General features: G+C 64.8%; 23 protein-coding genes. 10 read left to right on the top strand and 13 right to left on the bottom strand.

The window, feature by feature from the left end; translation table 11 throughout:
- Positions 1–166: 166 nt before the first annotated feature.
- On the top strand, positions 167–1,168 hold the full coding sequence (locus ACIGJG_RS28200) for an AraC family transcriptional regulator (protein ID WP_245001813.1): 1,002 nt from the start codon (positions 167–169) through the stop codon (positions 1,166–1,168).
- Positions 1,169–1,206: 38 nt separating this feature from the next.
- Here ACIGJG_RS28200 and alaC read toward each other — a convergent pair whose 3' ends face one another.
- The 12 genes from alaC to ACIGJG_RS28140 all read right to left on the bottom strand — a co-directional run bounded on the left by alaC (position 1,207) and on the right by ACIGJG_RS28140 (position 13,061).
- Positions 1,207–2,463 (bottom strand): alanine transaminase, encoded by a 1,257-nt coding sequence (gene alaC / locus ACIGJG_RS28195; RefSeq protein WP_011300387.1) that lies wholly within the window; start codon positions 2,461–2,463, stop codon positions 1,207–1,209.
- Positions 2,464–2,592: 129 nt separating this feature from the next.
- Complete coding sequence (locus tag ACIGJG_RS28190) at positions 2,593–2,988, bottom strand: type II toxin-antitoxin system VapC family toxin (RefSeq protein ID WP_041680197.1); 396 nt, start codon at positions 2,986–2,988, stop codon at positions 2,593–2,595.
- Entirely contained in the window at positions 2,985–3,218 is a 234-nt protein-coding gene (locus tag ACIGJG_RS28185; RefSeq protein ID WP_483673484.1) for a type II toxin-antitoxin system Phd/YefM family antitoxin, read from the bottom strand. The genes ACIGJG_RS28190 and ACIGJG_RS28185 overlap by 4 nt, the downstream gene beginning before the upstream one ends.
- A gap of 90 nt (positions 3,219–3,308) precedes the next feature.
- Positions 3,309–3,653: a hypothetical protein gene (locus ACIGJG_RS28180; RefSeq protein WP_483674054.1), complete on the bottom strand. Its 345-nt coding sequence runs from the start codon at positions 3,651–3,653 to the stop codon at positions 3,309–3,311.
- A 113-nt stretch (positions 3,654–3,766) separates the two neighbouring features.
- The gene (locus tag ACIGJG_RS28175) at positions 3,767–4,600 is read right to left on the bottom strand and encodes a siderophore-interacting protein (RefSeq protein ID WP_483673483.1); all 834 of its coding nucleotides are present in this window, start codon (positions 4,598–4,600) and stop codon (positions 3,767–3,769) included.
- A 65-nt stretch (positions 4,601–4,665) separates the two neighbouring features.
- Entirely contained in the window at positions 4,666–5,301 is a 636-nt protein-coding gene (locus ACIGJG_RS28170; RefSeq protein ID WP_049796495.1) for a PadR family transcriptional regulator, read from the bottom strand.
- A 168-nt stretch (positions 5,302–5,469) separates the two neighbouring features.
- Positions 5,470–6,543, bottom strand: coding sequence for an MBL fold metallo-hydrolase (locus ACIGJG_RS28165; RefSeq protein WP_011300393.1), 1,074 nt, complete (start codon positions 6,541–6,543; stop codon positions 5,470–5,472).
- 127 nt (positions 6,544–6,670) lie between these two features.
- On the bottom strand, positions 6,671–8,074 hold the full coding sequence (locus ACIGJG_RS28160) for an FAD-binding oxidoreductase (RefSeq protein WP_166487143.1): 1,404 nt from the start codon (positions 8,072–8,074) through the stop codon (positions 6,671–6,673).
- 74 nt (positions 8,075–8,148) lie between these two features.
- Entirely contained in the window at positions 8,149–8,955 is an 807-nt protein-coding gene (gene hpaI, locus ACIGJG_RS28155; protein ID WP_011300395.1) for a 4-hydroxy-2-oxoheptanedioate aldolase, read from the bottom strand.
- Between the two features lie 40 nt (positions 8,956–8,995).
- Positions 8,996–10,471 carry an NAD-dependent succinate-semialdehyde dehydrogenase gene (locus ACIGJG_RS28150; RefSeq protein ID WP_483673482.1) on the bottom strand — a complete coding sequence of 492 codons (1,476 nt, stop codon included), beginning with the start codon at positions 10,469–10,471 and terminating at the stop codon, positions 8,996–8,998.
- A 39-nt stretch (positions 10,472–10,510) separates the two neighbouring features.
- Positions 10,511–12,034, bottom strand: coding sequence for a UxaA family hydrolase (locus ACIGJG_RS28145; RefSeq protein ID WP_011300397.1), 1,524 nt, complete (start codon positions 12,032–12,034; stop codon positions 10,511–10,513).
- A 7-nt stretch (positions 12,035–12,041) separates the two neighbouring features.
- Positions 12,042–13,061, bottom strand: a complete 1,020-nt coding sequence (locus tag ACIGJG_RS28140; RefSeq protein ID WP_483673481.1) for a tripartite tricarboxylate transporter substrate binding protein — start codon at positions 13,059–13,061, stop codon at positions 12,042–12,044.
- A gap of 131 nt (positions 13,062–13,192) precedes the next feature.
- Here ACIGJG_RS28140 and ACIGJG_RS28135 point away from each other — a divergent pair, with 131 nt between their 5' ends.
- From ACIGJG_RS28135 to ACIGJG_RS28125, 3 genes are all read left to right on the top strand, one after another.
- Positions 13,193–14,134, top strand: coding sequence for a LysR substrate-binding domain-containing protein (locus tag ACIGJG_RS28135; protein WP_011300399.1), 942 nt, complete (start codon positions 13,193–13,195; stop codon positions 14,132–14,134).
- Positions 14,135–14,206: 72 nt separating this feature from the next.
- Positions 14,207–15,340 carry a 3-deoxy-7-phosphoheptulonate synthase gene (locus ACIGJG_RS28130; protein WP_483673480.1) on the top strand — a complete coding sequence of 378 codons (1,134 nt, stop codon included), beginning with the start codon at positions 14,207–14,209 and terminating at the stop codon, positions 15,338–15,340.
- 246 nt (positions 15,341–15,586) lie between these two features.
- Positions 15,587–16,681: a branched-chain amino acid aminotransferase gene (locus tag ACIGJG_RS28125; protein ID WP_483673479.1), complete on the top strand. Its 1,095-nt coding sequence runs from the start codon at positions 15,587–15,589 to the stop codon at positions 16,679–16,681.
- Positions 16,682–16,719: 38 nt separating this feature from the next.
- Here ACIGJG_RS28125 and ACIGJG_RS28120 read toward each other — a convergent pair whose 3' ends face one another.
- Complete coding sequence (locus tag ACIGJG_RS28120; protein ID WP_140949503.1) at positions 16,720–17,472, bottom strand: sulfite exporter TauE/SafE family protein; 753 nt, start codon at positions 17,470–17,472, stop codon at positions 16,720–16,722.
- A 363-nt stretch (positions 17,473–17,835) separates the two neighbouring features.
- Between ACIGJG_RS28120 and ACIGJG_RS28115 the strand changes: the two genes are divergently transcribed.
- The 6 genes from ACIGJG_RS28115 (at position 17,836) to ACIGJG_RS28090 (ending at position 25,095) form a co-directional block, all read left to right on the top strand.
- A complete protein-coding gene (locus ACIGJG_RS28115) occupies positions 17,836–19,278 on the top strand; it encodes a cytochrome ubiquinol oxidase subunit I (RefSeq protein ID WP_140949502.1) in 1,443 nt (480 codons plus the stop codon).
- Between the two features lie 4 nt (positions 19,279–19,282).
- Positions 19,283–20,290, top strand: coding sequence for a cytochrome d ubiquinol oxidase subunit II (gene cydB / locus ACIGJG_RS28110; RefSeq protein ID WP_140949501.1), 1,008 nt, complete (start codon positions 19,283–19,285; stop codon positions 20,288–20,290).
- The gene (locus ACIGJG_RS28105; RefSeq protein WP_084791945.1) at positions 20,290–20,433 is read left to right on the top strand and encodes a DUF2474 domain-containing protein; all 144 of its coding nucleotides are present in this window, start codon (positions 20,290–20,292) and stop codon (positions 20,431–20,433) included. The genes cydB and ACIGJG_RS28105 overlap by 1 nt, the downstream gene beginning before the upstream one ends.
- A gap of 186 nt (positions 20,434–20,619) precedes the next feature.
- Positions 20,620–22,656 carry a hypothetical protein gene (locus ACIGJG_RS28100; protein ID WP_483673478.1) on the top strand — a complete coding sequence of 679 codons (2,037 nt, stop codon included), beginning with the start codon at positions 20,620–20,622 and terminating at the stop codon, positions 22,654–22,656.
- Between the two features lie 49 nt (positions 22,657–22,705).
- Positions 22,706–22,909, top strand: coding sequence for a hypothetical protein (locus ACIGJG_RS28095; protein ID WP_041680201.1), 204 nt, complete (start codon positions 22,706–22,708; stop codon positions 22,907–22,909).
- Between the two features lie 50 nt (positions 22,910–22,959).
- Positions 22,960–25,095 (top strand): phosphocholine-specific phospholipase C, encoded by a 2,136-nt coding sequence (locus tag ACIGJG_RS28090; RefSeq protein WP_140949499.1) that lies wholly within the window; start codon positions 22,960–22,962, stop codon positions 25,093–25,095.
- Positions 25,096–25,147 lie beyond the last annotated feature (52 nt).

Genomic DNA, 25,147 nt, shown 5'->3' with positions numbered 1-25,147 from the left:
GCCCCATGTATGCGCGTGGTTCGATGGATGGCACCCTTCCGGGTCCGGGGCTTTGCGCCCGCCTTGCGCCGGTGAAGTTCCGGGATGATTATGGGAGGCCAGCCGCACACGCATCCCTACCCGGACCGTCAGGAATCCCTACCGAAGCAATCAGCAAGAACGTTCCATGAGTGCCACTTCAACGGGAAAGCCAGCTCCGACCGGCATGGCGCAGCGACTGCTGGAGGAACTGAAAAGGCAAGGCGCCGAGATGCCGCCTGCTACCGACGCCGACGAGCACGTGCGGCAGAACCAGTTCACGGCGCTCTATCGCGCTTCGATCGAACAACTCGAAACCCTCGTCGCCAAGGGAGACGGCCATCCGCCGATGCGCAAGCAGGAAGTGGATCTGCTGTGCCGCTGCGTACTGAGTTGCCAGACACTGCGGGAAGCCATCGGCTGCGCGGCGGACTTTTGCGCGATGCTGTATCCGCGCGCGGGTGTCCTGAGCCTCACGCAGCCTGGCGACAGGGCAGTGTTCACCATGGATTCGCTGCGGCGCGTGAAGACGTCGGCGGCCTGCCTGGTGGACCTGACGGGGCTCTTCTACTACATGCAGCTCTATGGTTGGCTGATTGGCCAGCCATTGCGCCCGGACCATGTGTTTCTGGCGCATCCGCGGCGTGAAGATGCCATGCCGTTCCTCGGCATGTTCAATGCCACTGTGATCGCCGGCGCTCCGGTCTACGGGTTCGAGTTCGATCCGGCACTACTGGACATGCGTGTCGTGAGACAGGCCGCAGAGTTGGGCGCCTTCCTCGAAGATTTTCCTTACCGCCTGGTGGGTGCGCCTTCGGAAGTGGTTTCGCTGAGCCAGCAAGCGCGCGGCGTGCTGCATGCCGCGCTGGCGCACGGGGCAAGGCTGCCCACGCTGGCGGAACTCGCGGCACGCTTTGACATCAGCGAACCAACCATGCGCCGCCGTCTTGCCGCAGACGGCAGCAGCTATCGCGCGTTGTGCGAGCACTGCCTGCGCGAGCACGCTGAACACTGCCTGCGCATGACCAACTGGCCGATTGGGCGAATCGCCGCGCAGCTCGGATTCTCCGGCGAGGAAGCATTCCGCCGGGCGTTCTTGCGATGGACCGGCCACGCACCAAGCCGGTTCCGGCGCGAGGTGCGAGGTTAGCCCGCACGGCTATGCGTGCGGGCGATCCAACACCCCGCTCAGCCCTTGCCCTTCTCTTTGCCGTGCCCGTCTGCATGTTCTGATGCGGGCACCTTGACCAGTCCATCCGCACGGAACATCGCCTTGATACCGCGCACGGCCTGGCGGATGCGCGCTTCGTTCTCGATCAACGCAAAGCGCACGTACTCATCGCCGTAGTCGCCAAAGCCGATGCCGGGCGAGACTGAAACCTTCGCCTTCGCCAGCAGCTGTTTGGCGAATTCCAGCGAACCCAGCGCGCGATAAGGCTCGGGAATGCGGGCCCAGATGTACATCGAGGCCTTTGGGATGTCGACCAGCCAGCCCGACTCGATCAACCCTTTCGCGAGCACGTCGCGACGCGACTGGTAGTGCGCGGCGATTTCCTTCACGCATTCCTGGTCCCCTTCCAGCGCGGCAATCGCGGCAATCTGCACCGGCGTGAACGTGCCATAGTCGTGATAGCTCTTGATGCGCGTGAGCGCGGCGACGAGATCGGGGTTGCCGACCATGAAGCCGATGCGCCATCCCGCCATGTTGTAGCTCTTGGAAAGCGTGAAGAACTCCACTGCGATGTCCTTCGCTCCGGGCACCTGCATGATCGACGGCGCCTTCCAGCCATCGAAGACGATGTCGGCATAAGCCAGGTCATGGACCACGAAGATGTCATGCTTGCGCGCCAGCGCGATCACGCGCTCGAAGAAATCCAGCTCCACGCATTGCGCGGTCGGGTTCGACGGGAACCCCAGCACGATCATCTTCGGCTTTGGATAGCTGCCGCGAATCGTGCGCTCCAGTTCCGCGAAGAAATCGACGCCGGGCACCAGCGGCACCGAGCGGATATCCGCACCGGCGATCACCGCGCCATAGATGTGGATCGGATAGCTCGGGTCCGGCACCAGCACGCTGTCGCCACGATCCAGCGTGGCGAGCATCAGATGCGCGAGTCCTTCCTTGGAGCCGATCGTGACGATGGCCTCGGTATCCGGGTCAATCTCCACGTCATAGCGTTCGCGGTACCAATGCGAAATCGCACGGCGCAGTCGCGGAATACCCTTCGACGCGGAATAGCCATGCGTGTCGGGGCGCTGCGCGGCTTCCACCAGCTTGGCGACGATATGCGGCGGCGTGGCCCCGTCGGGGTTGCCCATGCTCATGTCGATGATGTCCTCGCCACGGCGGCGGGCGGCCATCTTCAACTCGGCGGTGATATTGAAAACGTACGGGGGAAGGCGATCGATGCGCGCAAAGCGGCGCTTGCCAGAGCTGGCAGTCATGAAGGAGTCCTTTACGTAAGCGCCCGGAACCGTCCGAGCGACGTCGGCAACCGCTGTCTCGGCTGCCGGGAAATGATCTTAGCGGGGATGGGGGGATTGCACAACGGGCAGATGTTGATGCCGCCTGGGCTACCAAATGGTCCTGACGTGCTCGTAGGCGCGTATCTTCTCATCCCTGGTAATTAGGGGCACAGCCAGCTTGCGCGCGGTAGCGACAATCATGCGGTCCGCCGGATCTTTATGGAATTCGCCAGGCAGTTGGACCGATTTGATCGAGACGTCGACGTCAACGGGGTAGAACGTTATCGCTTCTATTTGCGCGACGGTGTCGAGCCAACTCTCGACGTCCATCGACAGCACCAGCTTTTCGCGCTCCACCAGCATGGCAATTTCCCATGCAGAGATTGCAGATACAACTATCTGTCCCTCGTTGCATTCACGGTGGATGGTGGATTTCGCCGTCGCACTCAGTTCGTCGCTTCCACTCGCCCACCAGACCAGCGTATGTGTGTCCAACACGATCACTGGCCGGCCTCCCACTCCACGTCAACCGGCTCGGTAGGGTCGTCATAGCGAACGACCGTGCCTGCCAATACGTCGAGTGGGTCGCGATCAAGAGTTCGGAAAGGGCGGATTTCCAGTGTGGGCTTGCCGTGATCCGTGACGATCACGTGTTCGCCTGATGACTCGACTTGCCGAAAATACTCGAGTGCCTTTGCTTTGAACTCCGTTTTGGAAACTTGGGTGCCCGGCATCGCAAATCCTGTTGGTGGGTACACATCGATCTTCGCACCCCAAAATGACTATGTCAAATAGTCATTTTACGAAACGTACCCCGGGATCTCTTACAACAACTTCCCACCCGGCGGACTACTTGGCCGGTCCACCGGCAAATGCCGAATAATGCAGTCGATGGCGCCCGCATCCTTCTTCCCCGCACCAAGTGCGCCGCTCACCGACGTCCTGTATTGCGCCGGGCTGATCCGCTTGTAGTAAAGCCGCGAGGTCTGGTCCAGCCAGTAGATGTAGTCGTCATCGCCCGAATTGCCGTTATCAGCGAGCCACTGGCTGATGTTGTTATTGCCGATGACCATATTCGGGCAAGCGGTCTTCAGCGAATCCAGATACGCGTTGAAACCCTTGGCTTCGATGTTGCGGACCGAATCCGGCGCGCAGGCGGCCAGCGCCATGGCGATGCTTGCCGCAGCGGCAGCTTGAAGCAATCTCCAACGTGAAGTCGTGTCCGGCACGGCAGCCTCCCTGAAAGTTACGCTGCCGTCATCTTAGGCCATTCAAGCGCAACTCAGTCGTCCAGCGTCTCGTGCACGGCTGCCGCGCCCCGCTTCCAGTAGCTCGACGCGCGGATACGCTTCTTGTCGATGCCACGGTCCGTCACGAGATACTGGCGCACCGACTTCATTGCCGCCGATTCGCCGGCCGCCCAGACATAGCCTTCGCCGTCCGGCAGCGCGATGCCGCGCAATGCGGGTGCCAGCAGGCTGCCTTCGGGCGCGTCGCCGCGATGCAGCCAGTGCACCTGCAGGTTCGCCGGGCTCGGCAGCGGAATTTCTGCAGCGGCTTCGGGTACCTCGATCACCACCAGCGCGTGTGTATCGGGCCCCAGTTCCTCCAGCCGGCGGCCGATGGCCGGCAAAGCCGTCTCATCGCCCACGAGCAGATGCCAGTCGAACGCGGTGGGCACCACGAATGAGCCGCGCGGACCGCCAACGCCGAGATACTGGCCCGGTTGCGCCAGAGCGGCCCAGGTCGATGCAGGGCCGTCGCCATGGAGCACGAACTCGATATCGAGTTCGTGCGCGACAGGGTCGTAATGGCGCGGCGTGTAGTCGCGCGCAGGGGGCCGGGGCTGGTCCTCGGCAAAGACCACGCCGTTGGGGCCGACTTCGGGCATGACAGGCTTGTTGGCGCCGCCTTGCGGGAAGAACACCTTGACGTGGTCATCGAACGAAGCGGAAACGAAGTCGGCAAGGTCGGGGCCCTGGAGCGTCACGCGCAGCAACTGCGGGGAGACAAGTCGGGTGCGTACGACCTGCAGCATGCGCATCTTCAGCGGATGGCGCACGCGCTGCACGGTCAGGTCGCGAGTGGATGGGGTGGTATCTGTCGGTATCGTCATGGAATTGCTCATGTGAGGGGCGCGCGCACAGCGCCCAGGGCGGACGCCAAAGTCAACGCCACAGATCAGTCCTTGGGGCCGGCTTCGATCTCGGCCGTGGCCCGCGCCAGGATGTCGGCGATGCGCCGCTGTTCATCTGGCGAAGCGTCGCTGCGCAGTGCCAGTGCGCGTTTCAGCGCCACGCGCGCCTGTACGAACTCCGGCGCCCAGCCGCCCTGCTCCGGCTCTACCTGTGGCTCACCGGCCATGGCACGACGGATCCAGTCCATCTTGCGCGCAGCGTGGCGCAGGCGCCCGAGCATCAGATCGAGCCTGTCTTTGTTGGCGGCCAGGTAGGTACGGCCAGCGTCGGAAAGTTGGTAACGCTTCTTGTTGCCCTCGGTATCGACCGTGGCATGCCCGACTTCTTCAAGATACGTCAGCGCCGGATAGACCATGCCGGGGCTCGGCTTGTAGAACCCACTGGTTCGAGTCTCCAGCGCCTTGATCAGTTCGTAGCCATGGCTGGGCTTCTCCTTCAGCAAAGCCAGCAGCAGCAGTTGCAGGTCTTCCGCACTGAACTTTCGGCCCCGTCGCCAGCCCTCGCCATCAAAGTCGCCGGGGCCGCCAAAGCCATCGCCACCATCCGGGGGGCCGCCCAAGGAGCCGCCGCGATGATGGCGCCCGATGGCATGGCGAAAGAAGTGATGAGAGAACCCCATCCCGAACCGAAGGCCACGGCCGGTTTGGTCGAATGAGGCAAATGAAGCAAATGGATGTCGCACGAACGCCTCCGATATATCTTAAAACATATCTTAAGATATATATCGGAGGCTGCGAAGTCAAGGTTTGCCTGCCATCGGCGGGGGGTGGGGCGGGCAGTTACAGCGCTATTTCATCCGGTACCAGTGGAACCCATCGGACCCGGTTTCCCGCACAGCTTCGCCGCGGTGCATCAGGTAATTGAGATGCGCGATGCTCTCCCCCGTTGCCATGCCAAGCAGGCCCGGACTGTCGATGGGCCGGGAAAACAGCTGGCCGAACACATCCACGGCCCGCCGTGGCTCGGACAGCGCGTCGCGCAGGCGATCGAGCGCCTGGTGCTGGCTGCGCGACAGGTAGTCGAGCCGCGCGTGCAGACCGCGGAACGGCTCGTTGTGTGCGGGCAGCACGAGCACATCGTCCGGCACCTCGCGTCGGATCTTGTCCAGCGAGTCCAGCCAGTCGCCCATCGGATCGGCCTCCGGCTCGGTCGGGAACACCGAGACATTTGACGAAATGCGCGGAAGTACCTGGTCGCCGGAGATCAGCACTTTGAGTGCCGGGCAGTACAGGCACGCATGCTCGGGCGAATGTCCGGTGCCGACGACCACGCGCCATTCGTGCTCGCCAATGCGCAACACGTCGCCGTCGGTCAGGCGCTGGAAGCTCTCCGGCAGCGCATGCACGTACTTGCCAAAGCCGCCAAACCGCGTTCGGTAGACTTCGATGTCGTCCTCGGTCCAGCCGGCGCGCCGGTAGAAATCCACGGCTTCCGGCGGCGCGGCGCGCCCGGTATCGGCGGCCAGCACGCGGCACATCAGGTATTCCATCGGCGTCATCCACAGCCGGCACCCGAACTTGCGCGTGAGCCAGCCGGCCATGCCGATGTGATCGGGATGCATGTGGGTGACAAAAAGCCGCGTCAGGCCGCCACCGGCGAGCGCGCCGCCTTCGCCGAATAGCGTGCGCCAGGCCGCCGCGGTTTCTGGCGTCTGCAGACCGGAATCCACGGCCGCCCAGCCAGCGCCGTCGCGGATCGCCCAAAGATTGATGTGATTGAGTCCCAGCGGCATCGGCATGCGCAGCCAGCGCACGCCGGGCGCGACTTCATGCGCTTCGCCGGGTACGGGCGCGTCGCCGCAGGGATAGTCGAGGGTGGGTTTTTCGAGCGGAGGCTGCGTGTTTGGGGCTTGCTGGCTCATGCTTTCTCGGCCTTGTCAGTGTATGGCTGTCCGCCCGGGTGCCCGCCTGCACGGGGGTCCCGGGTCTCAGGTCCAGCAGACACCTTAGCCGAGTTGCACCATTCGTGTCACGCACCGGCGCGGGGGGCTACCGTCTCTGCGCCGGCAATACCTTGCCCGGGTTGAGCAGATTACGCGGGTCCAGCGCCTGCTTCACCTGCCACATCAGTTCGATTTCCACGGGCGACTTGAACTGCGCAAGATCGTCGCGCTTCACCACGCCAATGCCGTGTTCGGCCGAGATCGATCCATTCTCGGCATGCGCCATCGTATCGACGAGGCCGGAAATTCGCGCGTACCACTGGGCGAGGAATTCCTTGGCCGGCCGGTCCTTGGGCCGCAGCGGATTGAAGTGGACGTTGCCGTCTCCCATATGACCGTAGATCACCATGCGCGCATCCGGCTCAAGCGCCAGTACCCGCTCGGATGCCTCTTCGACAAACGCCGCAATGCGCGACAGCGGTACCGACACATCGCACTTGATGCTGCCGCCGGCACGGGTCTGCGCATCGGAGATTTCTTCGCGGATACGCCAGAAGGTCTGCGCATCAGACAGGCTCGCAGCCACCGCGGCGTCGAGTACAAGGCCCTGGCCGAAGCCCGATTCCAGGATCTCCATCAGCGTGGCGTTGAGGCTTTCCGCATCGGTGCCCGAGGTCAGCTCGATCAGGACCATCCAGTCATGCATCTGCGGCAGCGGCGACGGGACATTGCCGAGGTATTCGAGCACGAGTTCCAGCGCCGGGCGCGAAATCAGTTCGAACGCGGTCACCGCCTGCCCGGACAGCCGTTTGGCTTCGCCAAGCAGTTGCATCGCCGCCGCGGGACTCCGCACGGCGACGAACGCGACCGCCGTGCTGCGCGGTTGCGGCATGAGCTTGAGCACCGCGCCGGTGATGATGCCGAGCGTTCCCTCCGCGCCGATGAACAACTGCTTCAGGTCATAGCCGGTGTTGTCCTTGCGCAGGCCGCGCAGCGACGAATAGATGCGCCCGTCCGGCAGCACGGCTTCGATGCCGAGCACCAGGTCACGCATATTGCCGTAGCGCAGCACCGCCGTGCCGCCGGCATTGGTGGAAAGGTTGCCGCCGATCTGGCACGAACCTTCCGAGCCGATGCGCAGCGGAAACAGGCGCTGCTCGGCTTCCGCCGCGCTGCGTGCCGCGCTGAGCGTGACGCCGGCCTGCACGGCCATCGTGTCGTTGACGGCATCGATGGCCAGCACGCGGTTCATGCGGCGCAGGTTGATGACCACGGCCGCACCGGTGTCGTCAGGCACTGCGCCACCCATGAGCGAGGTGTTGCCGCCCTGCGGCACCACTGGCACCCCATTCGCATAGCACCACTGCATGACCTGGCTGACCTCTTGCGTGGATGCAGGCAGCACCACGACCTGTGCTTTGCCACGGTAGATGCCGCGATAGTCGGTGACGAAAGGCTGCATGTCGGCATCGCCACTCAGGCAGGCGTGCTCGCCGACGATGGCCTGCATCGCGCGCAGGGTGGTTTCGGGATTTGGGGCTTGGACTTCGGCTTGCATGTTCGCTCGGGATTCGGTTTCGGTGTTCAGTACGCGGCGGAAGGCCCGCTACCAGCGCTGGCCGTCTGTTGCGGCTTGAACTCCGCGGCAAGCCGTCGCGCAGCGTTGGCGTACATTGTCACGTCCACACCGGTCGCTACGAACGTGCAGCCCAGCTCCAGGTAGCGGCGCGCGAGCGTCGTGTCCGAGGTCAGCGTGCCAGCGGCCTTGCCGCTGGCGACGATGGTCCGCATCGCGCCTTCGATGGCCGCCTGCACCTCGGGGTGACCCGGCTTGCCGCGATAGCCCATCGACGCGGCCAGGTCTGCCGGTCCGATGAACACGCCGTCGACACCTTCCACCGCGCAGATCGCCTCCAGGTTCTTCAGCGCCGTCACGGTTTCCGCCTGCACCAGCAGGCAGATCTCGTCATCGGCCACATCGAGGTAGTCCGTACGGCTGCTCCATCGCGACGCACGTCCTACCGCACTGCCGACGCCGCGAATGCCCTGCGGCGGGTAGCGTGTGGCGCTGACCAGCGATGCCGCCTGCTCGGCCGTATCGACCATCGGCACGAGCAGGTTCTTCGCCCCGATATCGAGCAGCTGCTTGATCAGCGCTACCTCGCCCGCCAGCGCACGCACCACGGGCTGCGCCGGGTAAGGCGCAACAGCCTGCAGCGCCTGCAACGTCGTACGCAGGTCGTTCGGCGCGTGTTCGCCGTCGATCAGGAGCCAGTCGAAGCCGGTGGTGGCGGACACCTCGGCCAGGTAAGGCGTCGCCATCGAGAGCCAGAGGCCGATCTGCGCCTGGCGGGCCGCCAGGGCGGCCTTGAACGGATTGTGTGCGGGCATGGTGTTGTCTTGCCTTCTGTGAATGCGGGAATACTGCCGCTCAGCCGAGCTGGCCCTGGCAAAGGTACTTGGTATGCATGTAGTCGTCCAGCCCGTGACGGGAGCCTTCGCGCCCGTAGCCGGATTCCTTCACGCCGCCGAATGGCGCGGCTTCCGCGGCAATAGCGCCTTCGTTGATGCCGACCATTCCCGTTTCCAGTGCCTGTGCCACGCGCCATATCCTGCGCACGTCGTTCGAGTAGAAGTACGCAGCGAGCCCGAACGGCGTGTCGTTCGCATCGCGGATCACCTCGGACTCGTCGCGGAACCGGAACACCGGCGCCACGGGACCGAAGGTCTCTTCGCACGCGAGTTCCATGGCGGGCGTGGCGTCGATCAGCACGGTCGGCGCGTAGTAGTGCGGGCCATCGGCCGTGCGAACACGCCGCCCACCTGTCACCACGCGGGCGCCTTTTGCCACCGCATCCTCGACATGCCGCGCAATCTTGTCGACGGCGCGCGCGTTGATCATCGGTCCGATCTGCGCGTTCTCGTCCGTGGCAGGTGCGACGTGCAGCGCACCGACGCGGCGGGCCAGGCGCTCGACAAAGTCGTCATGCACGCTCTCATGCACGTAGACACGGTTCGGGCACACGCAGGTCTGGCCGCCGTTGCGGAATTTGGATGCCATCAGGCCATCGACGGCCGCGTCCGGGTCCGCATCTTCGAACACGATAAACGGCGCATTGCCGCCCAGTTCCAGCGACAGCTTCTTGAGCGTGCCCGCGGATTCGCGCGCCAGGTGCTTGCCCACCGGTGTGGAGCCGGTAAACGTGATCTTGCGCACGCGGCTGTCGGCCAGCCACGCATCGACCACGTTGGGTGTGCTTTCGCGCGAGGCCGTCACGATATTGAGCACGCCTGCCGGCAGACCGGCCTGCTCAGCCAGCCAGACCAGCGCGAGCGCGGTCAGCGGCGTGTCCTCGGCGGGCTTGGCCACGACCGTGCAACCCGCGGCCAGTGCGGGCGCGATCTTGCGCGCGATCATCGCGAGCGGGAAGTTCCATGGTGTAATGGCAGCCACCACGCCAACCGGCTCCTTCAGCACCAGCAGCTTGCGGCCCGGCACGGCCTCCGCGACGATATCGCCGCAGATGCGCGTGGCTTCTTCGGCAAACCACTCCACATACGAAGCACCATACAGGACCTCCCCGCGTGCTTCCTTCAGCGGCTTGCCCTGTTCGGTCGATATGATGCGCGCCAGGTCTTCCTGATTCGCGAGGATCAGCGCATGCCAGCGTTTGATCAGCTGCGCGCGTTCGCGCGCCGGGCGGGCGCTCCAGGCCGGAAACGCTTCCGCTGCGGCATCAGCCGCGCGTCCCGCATCGTCGTCGTCGCTGTCGGGCACATGGGCAAACACCTCGCCCGTGGCCGGGTTGGCCACCGCAAGGCGGCGGCCCAGGCCGGCATCGCGCCATTGTTGATTGATGAAGTTCTGGCTGCGCAGCAGCGCGGCGTTAGCAAGCGTCAGGGACATGGGACGTACAAAAAGAGGGCGATGAAGGCGGGAACGCGGTCAGCTCACGATACCGAGATGCCAGGGCACGAACTCGTTGTCGCCAAGGCCCAGCAGTTCGCTTCGAGTTGGTTGGCCAGATGCCGCTTGCAGAATATGTTCGAAAATGCGCTGCCCCATCTGCCCGATCGTCAGCTCGCCATCGACCACCAGACCGCAATTGATGTCCATGTCGTCGCGCAAACGTTCGTACATCGGCGTGTTCGACGCGAGCTTGATGGTGGGCGCCGGCTTGGAGCCGAACATGGAACCACGGCCGGTGGTGAAGCAGATCAGGTTGGCGCCGCTGGCAATCTGGCCCGTCACGGCGACCGGGTCGTAGCCGGGAGAATCCATGAAGACGAAGCCGGCCTTGTCGATGGGCTCGGCATACTCGTACACCGCCTGCAGCGGCGTGGTGCCGCCCTTCATGGCCGATCCCAGCGACTTTTCAAAGATGTTCGCCAGGCCGCCTTGCTGGTTGCCGTGGCCTACCACGCCGTTGAACTGCGCGTTGTGGCCGGCGGTATAGCGCTCCCACCAGGCCAGGCGGTCCAGCAGCTTCTGGCCGACTTCCGGCGTCACCGCGCGGCGCGTCAGCATGAACTCCACACCGTGGATCTCCGGCGTTTCCGACAGGATCGCAGTGCCCCCGTGCCGTACCAGGATGTCCATGGCCGCACCGAGCGCTGGATTCGCACTGATGCCCGAGAACCCGTCCGAACCGCCGCACTCGAGGCCGATCTTCAGGTGGCTGGCTGGCACGCGTTGGCGCACGGCCTGGTTCGCAGCAGGCAACATCGATTCAACGGCGCGAATACCTGCCTGGATCGTTTCACGCGTGCCGCCGCTGTCCTGCATGACCAGCGTGTGCATGGCCGCGCCGGGTTCGAGCCCTTGCGATTCCACCAGACCTGCGACCTGATTGCGCTCGCAGCCGAGTCCAACGATCAGCACACCCGCCAGGTTGGGATGCCGCGCATACCCGGCCAGCGTCCGGCGCAGCACGTCGAAATGCTCGCTCGGCGACGACATGCCGCAACCGCTGGTCTGGGCGAAGGCGACTACGCCATCCACGTTCGGATAGGCGGCCAGCCGCTCCGGCGTGAAATGCGAGGCAATCTGGCGAATCACTGTCGACGAACAGTTCACCGACGACAGGATGCCGATGAAATTGCGCGTGCCCACGCGGCCGTCCGGGCGAACGAAACCCATGAACGTGGCCCGCTCGGCTTCCGGCACGTATTCCACCGCGCGAACGTCCTGGCAGAAGGCCGGGTCACGGTAGAAATCCACCAGCTTCAGATTGTGCGAATGCACGTGCTCGCCAGCTACGATATCGCGCGACGCCACGCCGATCACCGTGTCGTACTTGCGCACCGGCGTGCCGCTGGCAATCGCGCTGGCCGCGATCTTGTGTCCGGCCGGGACTTGGGCGCGCACGCGCAACGCGGGATCGGACAGCTGCTGCCCGAGCGCAAGATCGCCCCTGGCGATCAGCACGTTATCGTTAGCATGCAGCCGGATGACGGGGTTCGTTTTCACTTGAGGATCAACCTTGCTGCAGCAGTTCCTTGAGCCGCAGCTTCTGGATCAGCTGGGTTTCCTGGTCATAGACCGTCGCCACGTACTTCTTGTATTCGGGCCCGTCCAGGTACATCACGGGCGCATCGAGGCGTGCCGCCACCTGCTTGAATTCCACGCTCGCCACCGCGGTGCGGAACGCGTCGCGCAGCTTCTTTTCCACGGCCGCCGGCAAGCCCTTGGGCGCGCCGATACCGTTGGGCGCCTCGACCACCACGTTGTAGCCAAGCTCCTTCAGGGTCGGCGTGTCCTTGAAGCGCGTGGCACGCTGTTCGCCCCACGTCGCCAGCAGGCGCAGCTTGCCAGCCTCGACATGCGGGGCCCACGAACTGGAATCGGCGAGCAGGTCCACCTGCCCGGCCAGCACATCCTGCAGGGCCGCAGCGCCGCCTTTGTAGGCGATGGCGTTGAACTTCACGCCGGCCGCCAGTGCGAACTGTTCCATGCCGACGTGCGTGGCGCCGCCGATGCCAGCGTGCGCGTAGGTCAGTCTCCCCGGGTTGGCCTTGGCCGCGGCGACCACGTCTTGCAGCGTCTTGAAGCGCGAGTTCGTGGGCACCGCGATGCCGAAGGTCTGGCCAGACGTGCGTGCGAGATAGGTCAGTTCGGTGCGCGGATCGAGTTGCAGCATGCCGAGCTGCGAGAAGCGCGTGACCGAGATCGGGATCTGCCCGATGGTGTAGCCGTCGGGATTCGCGCGCGCGAGCGCCTTGGTGCCGATCATGCCCGATGCGCCGGCACGGTTCTCGACCACGATCGACTGTTTCAGGATGCCGGACGCGACCTGGCACAGGGCCCGCATCGACTGGTCCGCCGTCCCGCCCACCGGCCAGGGGCAGATGAATGTGATGGGGCGATCGGGATACTCCGCCGTAGCGGCGCGGCTCATGCCCGGCAGGATGATGCCGGCGGTACCCGCGGCAGCGGCCGCCGCCCCGCTGATGAGCAGCTGGCGACGCTTCGGATTAAAGGGGAGTCCTTGGGTCATGTGAGGGTGTCTCCGTAGTTATGGGACGGTCAGGCCGTCGTGCTATATCGATATTGTGTGTCCGCCGAACATAACAATCCAATCAGAACTTGGCATTGCTTCATGCCGTTTTCGTTATGTAGACTCCGGGCATGGCCACGATCGACCGCGCGCTGCGCTCCAATATCAAGCTGCGCCACCTGCAACTGCTGGTGGCGCTCGACGAATTCCGACACCTGGGCCGCACGGCCGAGTTCCTCGCCGTGAGCCAGCCCGCCGTTTCGCGCGTGCTCACCGAAGTCGAAAAGATGCTGGGCCTGACGCTGTTCACGCGTTCCACGCGCGGCACCGAACCCACCGCGGCCGGCGAATCACTGGTGCGCTTTGCGCGCTCGGTGCTCGCGCAGTACGAGCAGACGCGCGACGAGATCGCAGCTGTCGAAAGCGGCGCGTCGGGTCGTATCCGCATCGGCTCGATGGGCGCGGCGCTGCCGGCATTGCTGGCGCACGCGGTCGGCATGCTCAAGGACCGTTCGCCGCGCGCTACCGTGCTGATCGAGGAAGGCGATCTCACGCACCTGCTGCCCAAGCTCCGTCTGAGCGAACTGGACCTGATCGTGGGCCGCCTGGAACCTGGCTACGCAGCGCCGGACCTGGTTGCCGAGGCCTTGTACGATGATCCCATGGTGGTCGTGGTCAGGCGCGGCCACCGCATCACGCGCAAGGCCAATCCCGGCTGGCACGACCTCGCCAACCTGCCATGCGTATTCCCGCCGCCGTGGGCCTCGCTGCGCGTGAAGATCGAACAGGCCTTCTACCAGCACGGACTGCATCCGCCGCAGGACGTCATCGAATCGTCGTCCTACCTTGCACTGGCCACGTTTGCCACCAGGCGCGATGCGGCAGGCTTCATGGCACAGTCCGCCGCACGGGCTCTGGAAGCCGAAGGCCGCCTGCGGATCGTTGCGATGGACGTGCCCGTCGAATTGCCTCCGGTTGGCGTCATGACGTTGCGCGAACGGCCGCTGACGAGCAGTGCCTTGCAGATGCTGGATTACCTCCGACGTGCTGCCGCCGGGTTGAAAGTGATCTGACGCCCGGAGCGCCTGCGGCCCGGCAGAAAGCGGCTACCATACCGGGGCGTCCCGGTTCACCAAGAGACATCCATGAATACCCCACAGGCATCCACAACCAGCATCGGCGAGGGCTGGCCACATCCCTCCGACCGCACCAGCGGCACCGACGATGCCCGCGTCGACGACATCATTCCGCTGCCCCCGCCCGAGCATCTGATCCGGTTCTTCCCCATTGCCGGGACGCCGATCGAATCGCTGGTCACGGCAACGCGGCAGAGCATTTCCCGGATCCTGCACGGCCAGGATGACCGCCTGCTCGTGATCATGGGACCGTGCTCGATCCACGATCCGCGCGCCGCGCTCGACTACGCGCAGCGCTTGATGGCACAGCGCGTGCGCTACGCGGATACGCTCGAAATCGTGATGCGTGTGTACTTCGAGAAGCCCCGCACCACCGTGGGCTGGAAGGGTCTGATCAACGACCCGTATCTCGACGAAAGCTACCGGATCGACGAGGGGCTTCGGATGGCGCGCCATCTGTTGCTGGACATCAACCGCCTCGGGCTACCGGCGGCCGGCGAGTTCCTGGATGTCATCTCGCCGCAGTACATCGGCGACCTGATCAGCTGGGGCGCAATCGGCGCCCGCACGACGGAAAGCCAGGTGCACCGGGAACTGGCGTCGGGCACCTCGGCACCGATCGGATTCAAGAACGGCACCGACGGCAATATCAAGATCGCCATCGATGCAATCCAGGCCGCCTCCCGTCCGCATCACTTCCTGGGCGTCCATAAGAACGGGCAGGTCGCGACCGTTCACACCCGGGGCAACCCCGACTGCCACGTCATTCTGCGCGGCGGCAAGGTGCCGAACTATGATGCCGATTCCGTGGCAGCAGCCTGCAAGGATCTCGACGCGGCCGGACTGGACCGCCGGCTGATGGTCGATTGCAGCCACGCCAACAGCAGCAAGCAGCACTTGCGGCAGATCGACGTCGCACGCGACGTAGCGCGGCAGGTCAGCGGCGGCAGCCGGTCAGTGTTTGGCGTGATGGTCGAAAGCCATCTGATCGGTGGTGCGCAAAAATTCACGCCGGGGCAGCACAACCCGTCGGAACTGACGTACGGGCAGAGCATTACCGACGCCTGCATCGGCTGGGACGACTCCCTCGCGGTGCTCGACATGCTTGCCGAGGCGGTCGCTGCGCGCAGGCAGAAAGCCTGAGCCAAATGTTCCGGTGCTTCCGGCCACTCGACGGCCCGGACGCCTTCAGACACCAACACCCACCCGTCCACGGCCAGCGATCGGACTTCTGCTGCACCGCACCATCGAGTTACACTTGATGTTTGGCACCGGCCGGGCGGGAAGATGCGCGAATATCGCCCCTTTCCGCACCCGCCCGGGACTCCCTTGCATGATTTGCACCGGAAAAACTGAAATCCCTGTCCGAAGACGAAGAGACACAGAAACATGAGCGCTGACAACCAATTGCAGTTCACCGTGGAACGTCACCCCAACCCCACGCCGGCCGACAAGATCGCGGCTGCGCTGGTCGACCCTGCCTTCGGACGCGTGTTCACCGACCACATGGTCACAATCCGCTGGACCGAAGGGCGCGGTTGGCATGACGCCAAGGTCGAAGCGCGCCGTCCATTCCAGATCGATCCCGCCTGTGCCGTCTTGCACTATGCGCAGGAAATCTTTGAGGGCATGAAGGCCTATCGCGGCGCCGACGGCAAGATTTCGCTGTTCCGCCCGCAGGAAAACGCCAAGCGCTTCCGTGCGTCGGCCGCGCGCATGTCGATGGCCGACCTGCCTGAAGCCGAGTTCCTGCGCGCTGTCGAAGCGCTCGTCGACATCGACCGCGACTGGATCCCCGGCGGCGACGGCAGCCTGTACCTGCGCCCGTTCATGTTTGCTGCCGAGAACTTCCTCGGCGTGCGCGCCGCGAACGAATACGTGTTTTGCGTGATCGCCTGCCCGGTCGGCCCGTACTTCAAGGGTGGCAAGTCGGCGGTTACGGTTTGGGTGTCCGACCAGTACACGCGCGCCGCGCCCGGCGGCACCGGCGCGGCCAAGTGCGGCGGCAACTATGCGGCCAGCCTGATCGCGCAGACGGAAGCTGCACAGAAGGGCTGCGACCAGGTGGTCTTCCTTGACGCCGCGGAACACCGCTGGATCGAGGAACTCGGCGGCATGAATGTGTTCTTCGTGATGGATGACGGCTCGCTGCTGACGCCGCCGCTGTCCGGCACGATCCTGCCCGGCATCACGCGCGCATCGGTGATCGAACTGGCCCGCCGTGAAAGCATTAAGGTGTCGGAAACCCCGTACGCGTTCGAGGCGTGGCAAGCCGATGCCGCGAGCGGCCGCGTGAAGGAAACGTTCGCCTGCGGTACCGCCGCCGTGGTGACTGCCATCGGCACGGTTCGCCACGCCGGCGGTGAATTCAACATCGGCAATGGCGGCGAAGGCGAAGTCACGAAGCGCCTGCGTGCACTGCTGACCGGTATCCAGCGCGGCAAGGAAGCAGATACCTTCGGCTGGGTGCACCACATCGCCTGAGGCTGGCCCCTGCCCGTTCATGACCCGGGCTGACCGGGTCATGAACGCGCCAGCAACCCCGGCAGCGAGGACACCGACAGCACGACGCCGGACGCAGTGAGCAGCGTCAGCACGATCTTGCGAAACGTGGCCTCGCTGATGCCCAGATACACCCGCGCACCAAGCAGCGAAGGCACCAGCATCGCCGGCGCCACCACCAGGAACATCGGCAGCATGTCCCGCGTAACGATGCCCTTGCCGACATAAGTGGCCATCGTCACCGCCAGCGTGGCCAGATTGAAGTTCTGGATCACCGCGCGCTGCTCGTCCTTGTCAAAGCCGCGCAGCGTGCACCACAACGTGGGAATCACGCCGGTAAAGCCGCCGATTCCGCCCATCACCCCGCCTGCAGCCCCTGCCACGCCATCGGCCACGCGCCCGCCATGCGTGATCGCAGGCAGTCGCGGCGCCATCAGCATCACCGGACACCACAGCGTCAGGAACGCGCCAAACACGGCTTTGAACAGTTGGGCGTTGAGTGCCGGGAGGATTGCCACGCCAATTGGAATTCCAACCAATCCGCCCGCCACGAAGGGCCACAACCGCCGCAGCGGCAATCCACGCCGCACCGAAAACGCGGCAAGCAACTGCCCGGTCAGCGCACCAAACACCGTCATTGCCGACGCCATGCGCGGGTCGATGGTCCACACCCAGAACGACATCGCGACCATGCCGAAGGCGAAGCCAGAGAGCCCCTGCACGAAGCCGGCGACGGCTGCGCCGAGAATGACGATGATCAGCGTGGAATCCATCGGTATGAAGCGAATACGGCGAAGTGGAAAAGTCGCCCACTATGCGCTTCCACCACCGACTTGTCACTTGCCCGATCTGATACGGTGTTTTTCCCGCCTTTTGCTTCTGTTCTCCTTTCCAGCGGACCTCTAGCATCGGAACGTGCGGCAAAAGGCCAACAGGGTCCGCCCGCTGCGACGATATGCCGCCGCGGCAACCTCGGCCTTTGCCGGCACATGGCGACGCATGCGGCGTACACTACGCATACCGCACGCGCCAACGGCCCGCGCCCCTGGCGCGCCTGTCGGCAAGCCTGCCACGCCTGACCGGCATGGCGACGCAGTCGACGGCGTGCGATGGGCCAGCGCCACGGAGAACAAGACATGTTTGGCTTCACCGCGCTAGAACTCGCCCGTATTCAATTCGGCTTCACCATTTCCTTTCACATCATCTTTCCCGCCATCACCATCGGACTGGCGGCGTACCTGGCGGTACTGGAAGGATGCTGGCTACGTACACAGCGCCCGGTCTACCGGGACCTGTACCACTTCTGGTCCAAGATCTTCGCGGTCAACTTTGGCATGGGCGTGGTCTCGGGGCTGGTCATGGCGTACCAGTTCGGCACCAACTGGAGTTTCTTCTCCGAGTTCGCAGGCAGCATCACAGGGCCGCTACTGACCTACGAGGTGCTCACAGCCTTCTTCCTGGAGGCAGGCTTCCTCGGCGTCATGCTGTTCGGCTGGAACCGAGTCGGACCGGGGCTGCATTTCTTCGCGACCGTCATGGTGGCGCTGGGCACGCTGATTTCGGCGACCTGGATCCTTGCCTCCAATAGCTGGATGCAGACACCGCAGGGCTACGAAATCATCAGTGGCCGCGTGGTGCCGACGGACTGGTTCAAGGTCATCTTCAACCCGTCTTTCCCGTACCGCCTGATGCATATGAGCGTAGCAGCCTTCCTGGCCACGGCACTGTTCGTGGGCGCGTCGGGCGCATGGCACCTGCTGCGCGGCCGAGACAACCCGGCCATCCGCAAGATGCTGTCGATGGCGATGTGGATGCTGCTGATCGTCGCGCCGATCCAGGCCGTGATCGGCGACGTGCATGGCCTGAACACGCTGCAGCACCAGCCGGCCAAGATCGCCGCGATGGAGGGCCACTGGGAGACCGAGCATGGCGAGCAGGGCTTCCCGCTGCTGCTGTTCGGCCTGCCTGACATGGAGCGCGAAGAAACACGCTTTGCCGTGGGCATCCCGCGCCTGGGCAGCCTGATCCTCACGCACAGTCTCGATGGCCAGATCAAGGGCCTGAAGGAATTCGCACCGGAAGACCGGCCCAATTCCACCATCCTGTTCTGGTCGTTCCGCGTAATGGTCGGCCTCGGTGTGCTGATGATCCTGCTGGGCCTGTGGAGCCTGCTGCTAAGGCGCGGCGAACGGCTATTCAAGTCGCGGGCCTTCCTGCACCTGGCGATGTGGATGGGGCCCACCGGCCTGATCGCGATCCTCGCCGGCTGGTTCACGACCGAGATCGGGCGGCAGCCATGGGTGGTCTATGGGCTGCAACGCACCGCCGATGCGGTCACGCCGCACAACGTGCCCGAACTCGCGCTCACGCTCGGCCTGTTCGTCGTCGCCTACTTCTTCGTGTTCGGCGTTGGCATTGCCTACATGCTGCGGCTGGTGCGCAAGGGCCCGGTGATCGACGAAGGCAAGCACGAACGCCAAGGTGGTCCCGGCCGCGGCCACACGCCTGCACGCCCGATTTCCGCCGTCGAGGACGATGACGTGATGGCGCCCCATCAACCCGCTCGCAGCAGGAGCTGACGCCATGGGCATCGACCTTTCCCTCCTCTGGATCCTCATCATCTTCTTCGGCGTGATGATGTACGTCGTCATGGATGGCTTTGATCTTGGCATCGGCATGCTGTTTCCGTTCGTGCCCGACCGCCATGACCGCGACGTGATGATGAACACCGTGGCCCCGGTCTGGGACGGCAACGAAACATGGCTGGTACTCGGCGGTGCCGGCCTGCTCGCTGCGTTTCCACTCGCCTATTCGGTGGTGCTGAGTGCGCTCTACCTGCCGCTCATGCTGATGCTGCTGGGCCTGATTTTCCGCGGCGTGGCGTTCGAGTTCCGCTTCAAGGCCAATGACCGCGAACGGCCGGTGTGGGATGCCTCCTTCATTGGCGGCTCGCTCGTGGCATCGTTCTTCCAGGGCGTCGCGCTGGGCGCGTATATCGACGGCATCCGCATGGAAGGCCACCGTTTCGCCGGCGGCCCGCTGGACTGGCTTGCGCCGTTCCCGCTGTTCTGCGGCGTCGGTCTGGTAGTCGCCTATACGGTGCTGGGCAGCACGTGGCTGATCATGAAGACCGAGGGCGAACTGCACCAGCGCATGGTGCGGCTGGCCGGCACGCTGGGCTGGCTGCTGCTTGTCGTTATCGCAGCGATCAGTCTCTGGACACCGCTCACGCACCCGGAGATTGCCGAACGCTGGTTCAGCCTGCCGAATCTGGTCTTGTTCTCGCCTGTGCCGCTGCTGGTCGTGCTGTGCGTGCTCGGGCTGATGCGCGCGCTGCGGCGGACGCCGAACATGGCGCCGTTCCTGTATGCACTCGGGCTGGTGTTCCTCGGCTATACGGGGCTTGCGATCAGCGTCTGGCCCAATATCATCCCGCCGGGAATTTCCATCTGGGATGCGGCAGCACCGCCGCAGAGCCAGGGCTTCGCGTTGGTGGGCGCGCTGTTCATCATTCCATTCATCCTGATGTACACGGTGTGGGCCTACTACGTCTTCCGCGGCAAGGTCCGCCACGGCGAGGGGTACCACTGATGGCACCCCGTTCCGTGAGGCTGCCGCTCTGGCTCCAGCGCGTCGGCTGGCTAGTGCTGATCTGGGCCGCCAGCGTGGCAGGCCTTGGCGTCGCCGCCTGGCTGCTGCGCCTGCTGATGGCCGGAGCCGGCTTCCACCGCTGACCCGCTGCTGCGGCAGGGCCGGCTGTTTTGCGCCGGCCTTGTCTGCAATGCATTCAAGAATCCGAATGCCGCCATCAGGATTCTTTGCCTGCCTGTCACTACTGTGACAACCCCTGCTCTTACTCTGCCATCACTTCGCGGGGCCCGCCCTGCGCACAACAAGGCAAACAGACAGGGGAATGAAAGATGGCATGGATTCTTGCTCGGCCGGCGCCTGGCAGATACGCCCTCAGCCTGGCCATGGCCGGCGTGGCAGCCGCCGCGCTGACGGCTTGTGGCGGAGACGATGCGCAGCCAACGGCAGCCAACCCCTCCGATTCCGGCAACAAGACCAACCTCGCACCGGCGGCCAGCAAGGTGCTGCTGGTCGGTGTGGACGGCGCCACCTATGAGCAGGTGCAGAGCGCCATCCTGCGACGCGAACTGCCCAACCTCGCGCAGCTGAACCTCGTACCCGCCGCGACGGGCGGCATGCCAGGCACCGTCACCGCACAGCCACCGCTGGATGCACCGAGCTGGGCCACGGTGCTGACCGGCACCTGGTCCAACCGGCACGGCGTGACCGACGACACGCGTTCAGTGGCACCGCAAGCGCCGAGCCTGTTCCGCTACTTCCGCGATGGCGCGAAGGCCGGCACGCAGCTTGGCAGCGCCATCAGTTCGGCTGTCGTGCCGCCGCTGCTCACGGCAGAGCGCGACGCCGGCAACCTCGACACGTTCGTCGATTGTGCAAGCGCCGACAGCTGCGTAACGCAGAACAGCGTGAAACTGGTGCAAGCCGGCTACGGGCTGGTCTTCGCACAGTACAGCGCCCCGGCGCTGGCTGCCGAGGCTGACGGCTTCGGCGCCGGCACCTATGCCACTGCGCTTGCAGGCTTTGACCAGGCGCTGGGCCAGCTTCTGGCGGCCGTTGCGGAACGCCGCAAGGCGCAGCCGAACGAGGACTGGCTGGTCATGGTGACGACCAGCCACGGGCTCGATGCCACTGGCGCCACCACGTCCCTGCCGACGGTGGAGAACCGCACGGCCTTCATCGCCATGAACAAGCCGCTCAATGCGGCACTGGCCAGCACCGGCACCGCGGCGCCGGTCACGCCGGCTGACCTGTCAGCGCTGCCGACCGAGGCTGACATCGCGCCGACGCTGCTGACGCACGCCGGCATCGCCATCGACGCCACCGCCTACCGGTTCGACGGCATGCCGCTGAACGGTGCCAGCGCCGGCGTGCGCGGTATCCGCATGGCGGTAGGCCGCTACAACGATTCGATCGAACTGACGTGGCAGAATGCTTCCGCATCCGCGGGTGAAACGCTCGTGCTGCGCGATGGCGTGCAGATTGCGAAGTTGCCGGCCAGCGCCACGCAGTATGTCGACAATGCGTTCGACATGCCGACCGGCCTGTACCGCTTCAACTACACGCTCGTGCGCAACGGCGTGCCAGTGTCCTACCAGGCGCAGATCAATTACGTGAAGCCGGTACCGCTGGCGACCACGCTGCGCGATAACCTCGCCACGTACTTCAGCCTCGACACCAAGCCGCCGGTAGACGCCAAGGGCAGCGCCACGCTAGACCCGTGGCTGCCGGCCACGGACGGCGGTACGCTCGTCGACGACAACTTCGGCACCAAGGGCCTGCGCGTCGATTCCAACGTTGACGCATACGAGCTCGTGCAGAACGGTGCGGACATCGCGCAGAGCCCGCAGTTCACCATCGGCCTGTGGTTCCGCACGGACTGCACGCAGGGCAACGGCACGGGCGAGCCCATTATCTCCAACAAGAACTACACATCGGGCGCCAACCCCGGCATCGCGCTCGGCCTGTTCGGAAGCTGCGAGGTGCGTTTCAACATCGGCAGCGGCGGCGGCAAGCGCGATGACATCAACGGCATGAAGGTTTCGGCCAACCAGTGGGCCTACCTCGCCCTGTCCGTCGATACCGTGGCGAAGAAGTTCAGCGCCTACGTCATCGATCCGGTGCTGGGCCTGCAGAAGGTCGAGAACAAGGCGATTGCATCGACCGACGTGACCAAGCTCAACGGGCTCGCCACCAAGGTCTGGGGCCTCAATGACGATGCCACGCACAACTATGTGGCCAACAACGCCGGATCGCTCAAGGGCGTGATGGCCTTCAACGACCTGGCGATGTGGACACGGGTGCTGACGCTGGACGAACTCAAGTCCATCACCGCGTCGCGCCAGCCGCTGTCCAGCCTCAATCCTTGAACCCATGCCCTGGTCCTTCCACGGCCCACGCATTCCGGAGATTCAAACCATGACCCGACTCCTGCGCGCAGCCTCGCGTTCGCACTGGATGGCCACTCTGCTGATGTGCGCGACGCTGTCCGCCTGCGGCGGCAGCGACGACAACGCATCCGGCGGTTCGCAATCGCCGGCCGGCAGCCCCGCGCCGGCCACCGGCGAGGGGGCGATCAACCAGCCGCCCGCCGTCAAGCCCGCTATCCGGTGCGCGCCCTGAGCCGCAGCAAGCACGCCGACTATCCTGAACCTATCCGGCCACAGAACGACATGAACGCCAACAGCAGACGCAGTTTCCTCAAGCTCGCCGGCAGCAGCGCCGCGGCCGCCGCCGCGCTGGCCGCCTTCCCGCCGGCCATCCGGCGCGCGCTGGCCATCCCGGCCAACAATGCGACGGGCTCCATCCGCGATGTCGAGCACGTCGTGATCCTGATGCAGGAGAACCGCTCGTTCGACCACTACTTCGGGACTCTGCGCGGCGTGCGCGGTTTCGGTGACCGCTTCCCGATCCCGCTGGCGGGGGGTCTCAACGTCTGGCAGCAAACCTACGCCAGCGGCACGGCGCGCACGGTGCTGCCGTACCACCTCGACAGCACGGCCGGCAATGCACAGCGTGTCAGCGGCACGCCGCACACCTACCCCGATGCGCAGAACGCCTGGGACCTGGGCCGCATGAACAAATGGCCTACCTACAAGAACACGCAGTCGATGGGCTACTACACCGAGGCGGAGCTGGACTTTCAGTTCGCGCTGGCCAACGCATTCACGATCTGCGATGCCTACCATTGCGGCTTCCACGGCGGCACCAACCCGAACCGGCTGTTCCACTGGACCGGTACCAACGATCCGTCCGGCACGCACGGTGGCCCGGTGATCGACAACAGCGGGGATTCGTTCACGGGCTCGAACACGCCCTATACGTGGACCACGTATCCCGAACGTCTGGAAGCCGCCGGCGTGAGCTGGAAGGTCTACCAGAACATGCCGGACAACTACACCGACAACCCGCTCGCCGGCTTCAAGCAATATCGCGATGCGAACCTTGCGCGCGGCAACGCGGCCAACGGCAGCCCGTATCCCGCGTATGCCAGCAGCGACGATGCCATCAACCCGCTGATCAAGGGCATTTCCAACACCATGCCGGATGCGGGTTTCCTGCAGGCGCTACGCGATGACATCGCCGCGGGCAAGCTGCCGCAGGTGACATGGATCGTGGCGCCCGCCAACTACTCCGAGCATCCCGGGCCTTCCAGCCCGGTGCAAGGCGCCTGGTACACGCAGGAGGTCCTGAACGCGTTGACGGCAAACCCGGCCGTGTGGAGCAAGACCGTGCTGCTCGTCAACTTCGACGAGAACGACGGCTTCTTCGACCACGTACCGCCGCCGTGCGCACCGGGTTACGAGAACGGCGTGCTCGCCGGTGCCTCGACGGTCGCTACCGACGGTGAATACCACACGGACCAGAAGCCCTATGGCCCGGGCCCGCGTGTACCGATGTATGTGATTTCGCCGTGGAGCCGCGGCGGCTGGGTCAACTCGCAGGTGTTCGACCATACCTCCGTGCTGCGTTTCATTGAGGCGCGCTTCGGTGTGGCGGAGACCAACGTTACGGCATACCGGCGGGCCGTCGCTGGCGATCTGACTTCGGCGTTCAACTTCGTCAACCCGAATTCCGGCGCATTGCCAACCTTGCCAAGCCGCGACAAGACCGGCGCCGATGCCATCCGCACCGCGCAGGGCGTGCTGCCGCAGGTGCCGTTGCCCTCCACCGCTGCGCAGCAATTGCCGCAGCAGGACAAGGGCACGCGTCCCTCGCGCGCCCTGCCCTACGAGCTTCACGTGAGCGCACGCGAAGACGCCGCCGGACGCCAGGTATGGCTGCTCTTCAGCAACACAGGCAAGCAGGCCGCGGTGTTCCATGTGTATGACCGCCTGCATCTCGACCGCGTACCACGCCGCTACCTCGTCGAGCCCGGCAAGGAACTCAATGGCAGCTGGGATGCGTTCGCCAGCGACAGCGGCAAGTACGACCTGTGGGTGCTCGGTCCGAACGGCTTTCACCGAGCCTTCAGCGGCGACGTGAGCGCCGTCACGGCAGCGTACGCCAGCGCACCGGAGATCCGAGTCTGCTACGACATCGCCAATGCCGCCGTCTACCTGACCATGATCAACACCGGCAGCGCCGCATGCACCTTCACGGTCCAGCCCAACGCGTACCGCACGGACGGCCCGTGGACGTACGACATTCCCTCTGGTAAACAGCTCGAGCAGCACTGGCCCGTGGGCCTGCAGGGCAACTGGTACGACTTCACGGTGAGCACGGCGCAGGGCGGTTTCAAGCGGCGCTTTGCAGGCCGCCTGGAAACCGGCGCCGACAGCGTGTCCGATCCGGCGATGGGTACCTGATCCGCCGAAAGTCGGGGAGGCGTAGCGGTACTGTCACATTGCACCGATAGAC

Source organism: Cupriavidus sp. C1SS-2L (assembly GCF_057073735.1).
Note: the sequence above shows the minus strand (reverse complement) of the source record. Positions and strands in the feature narration are given on the sequence as shown.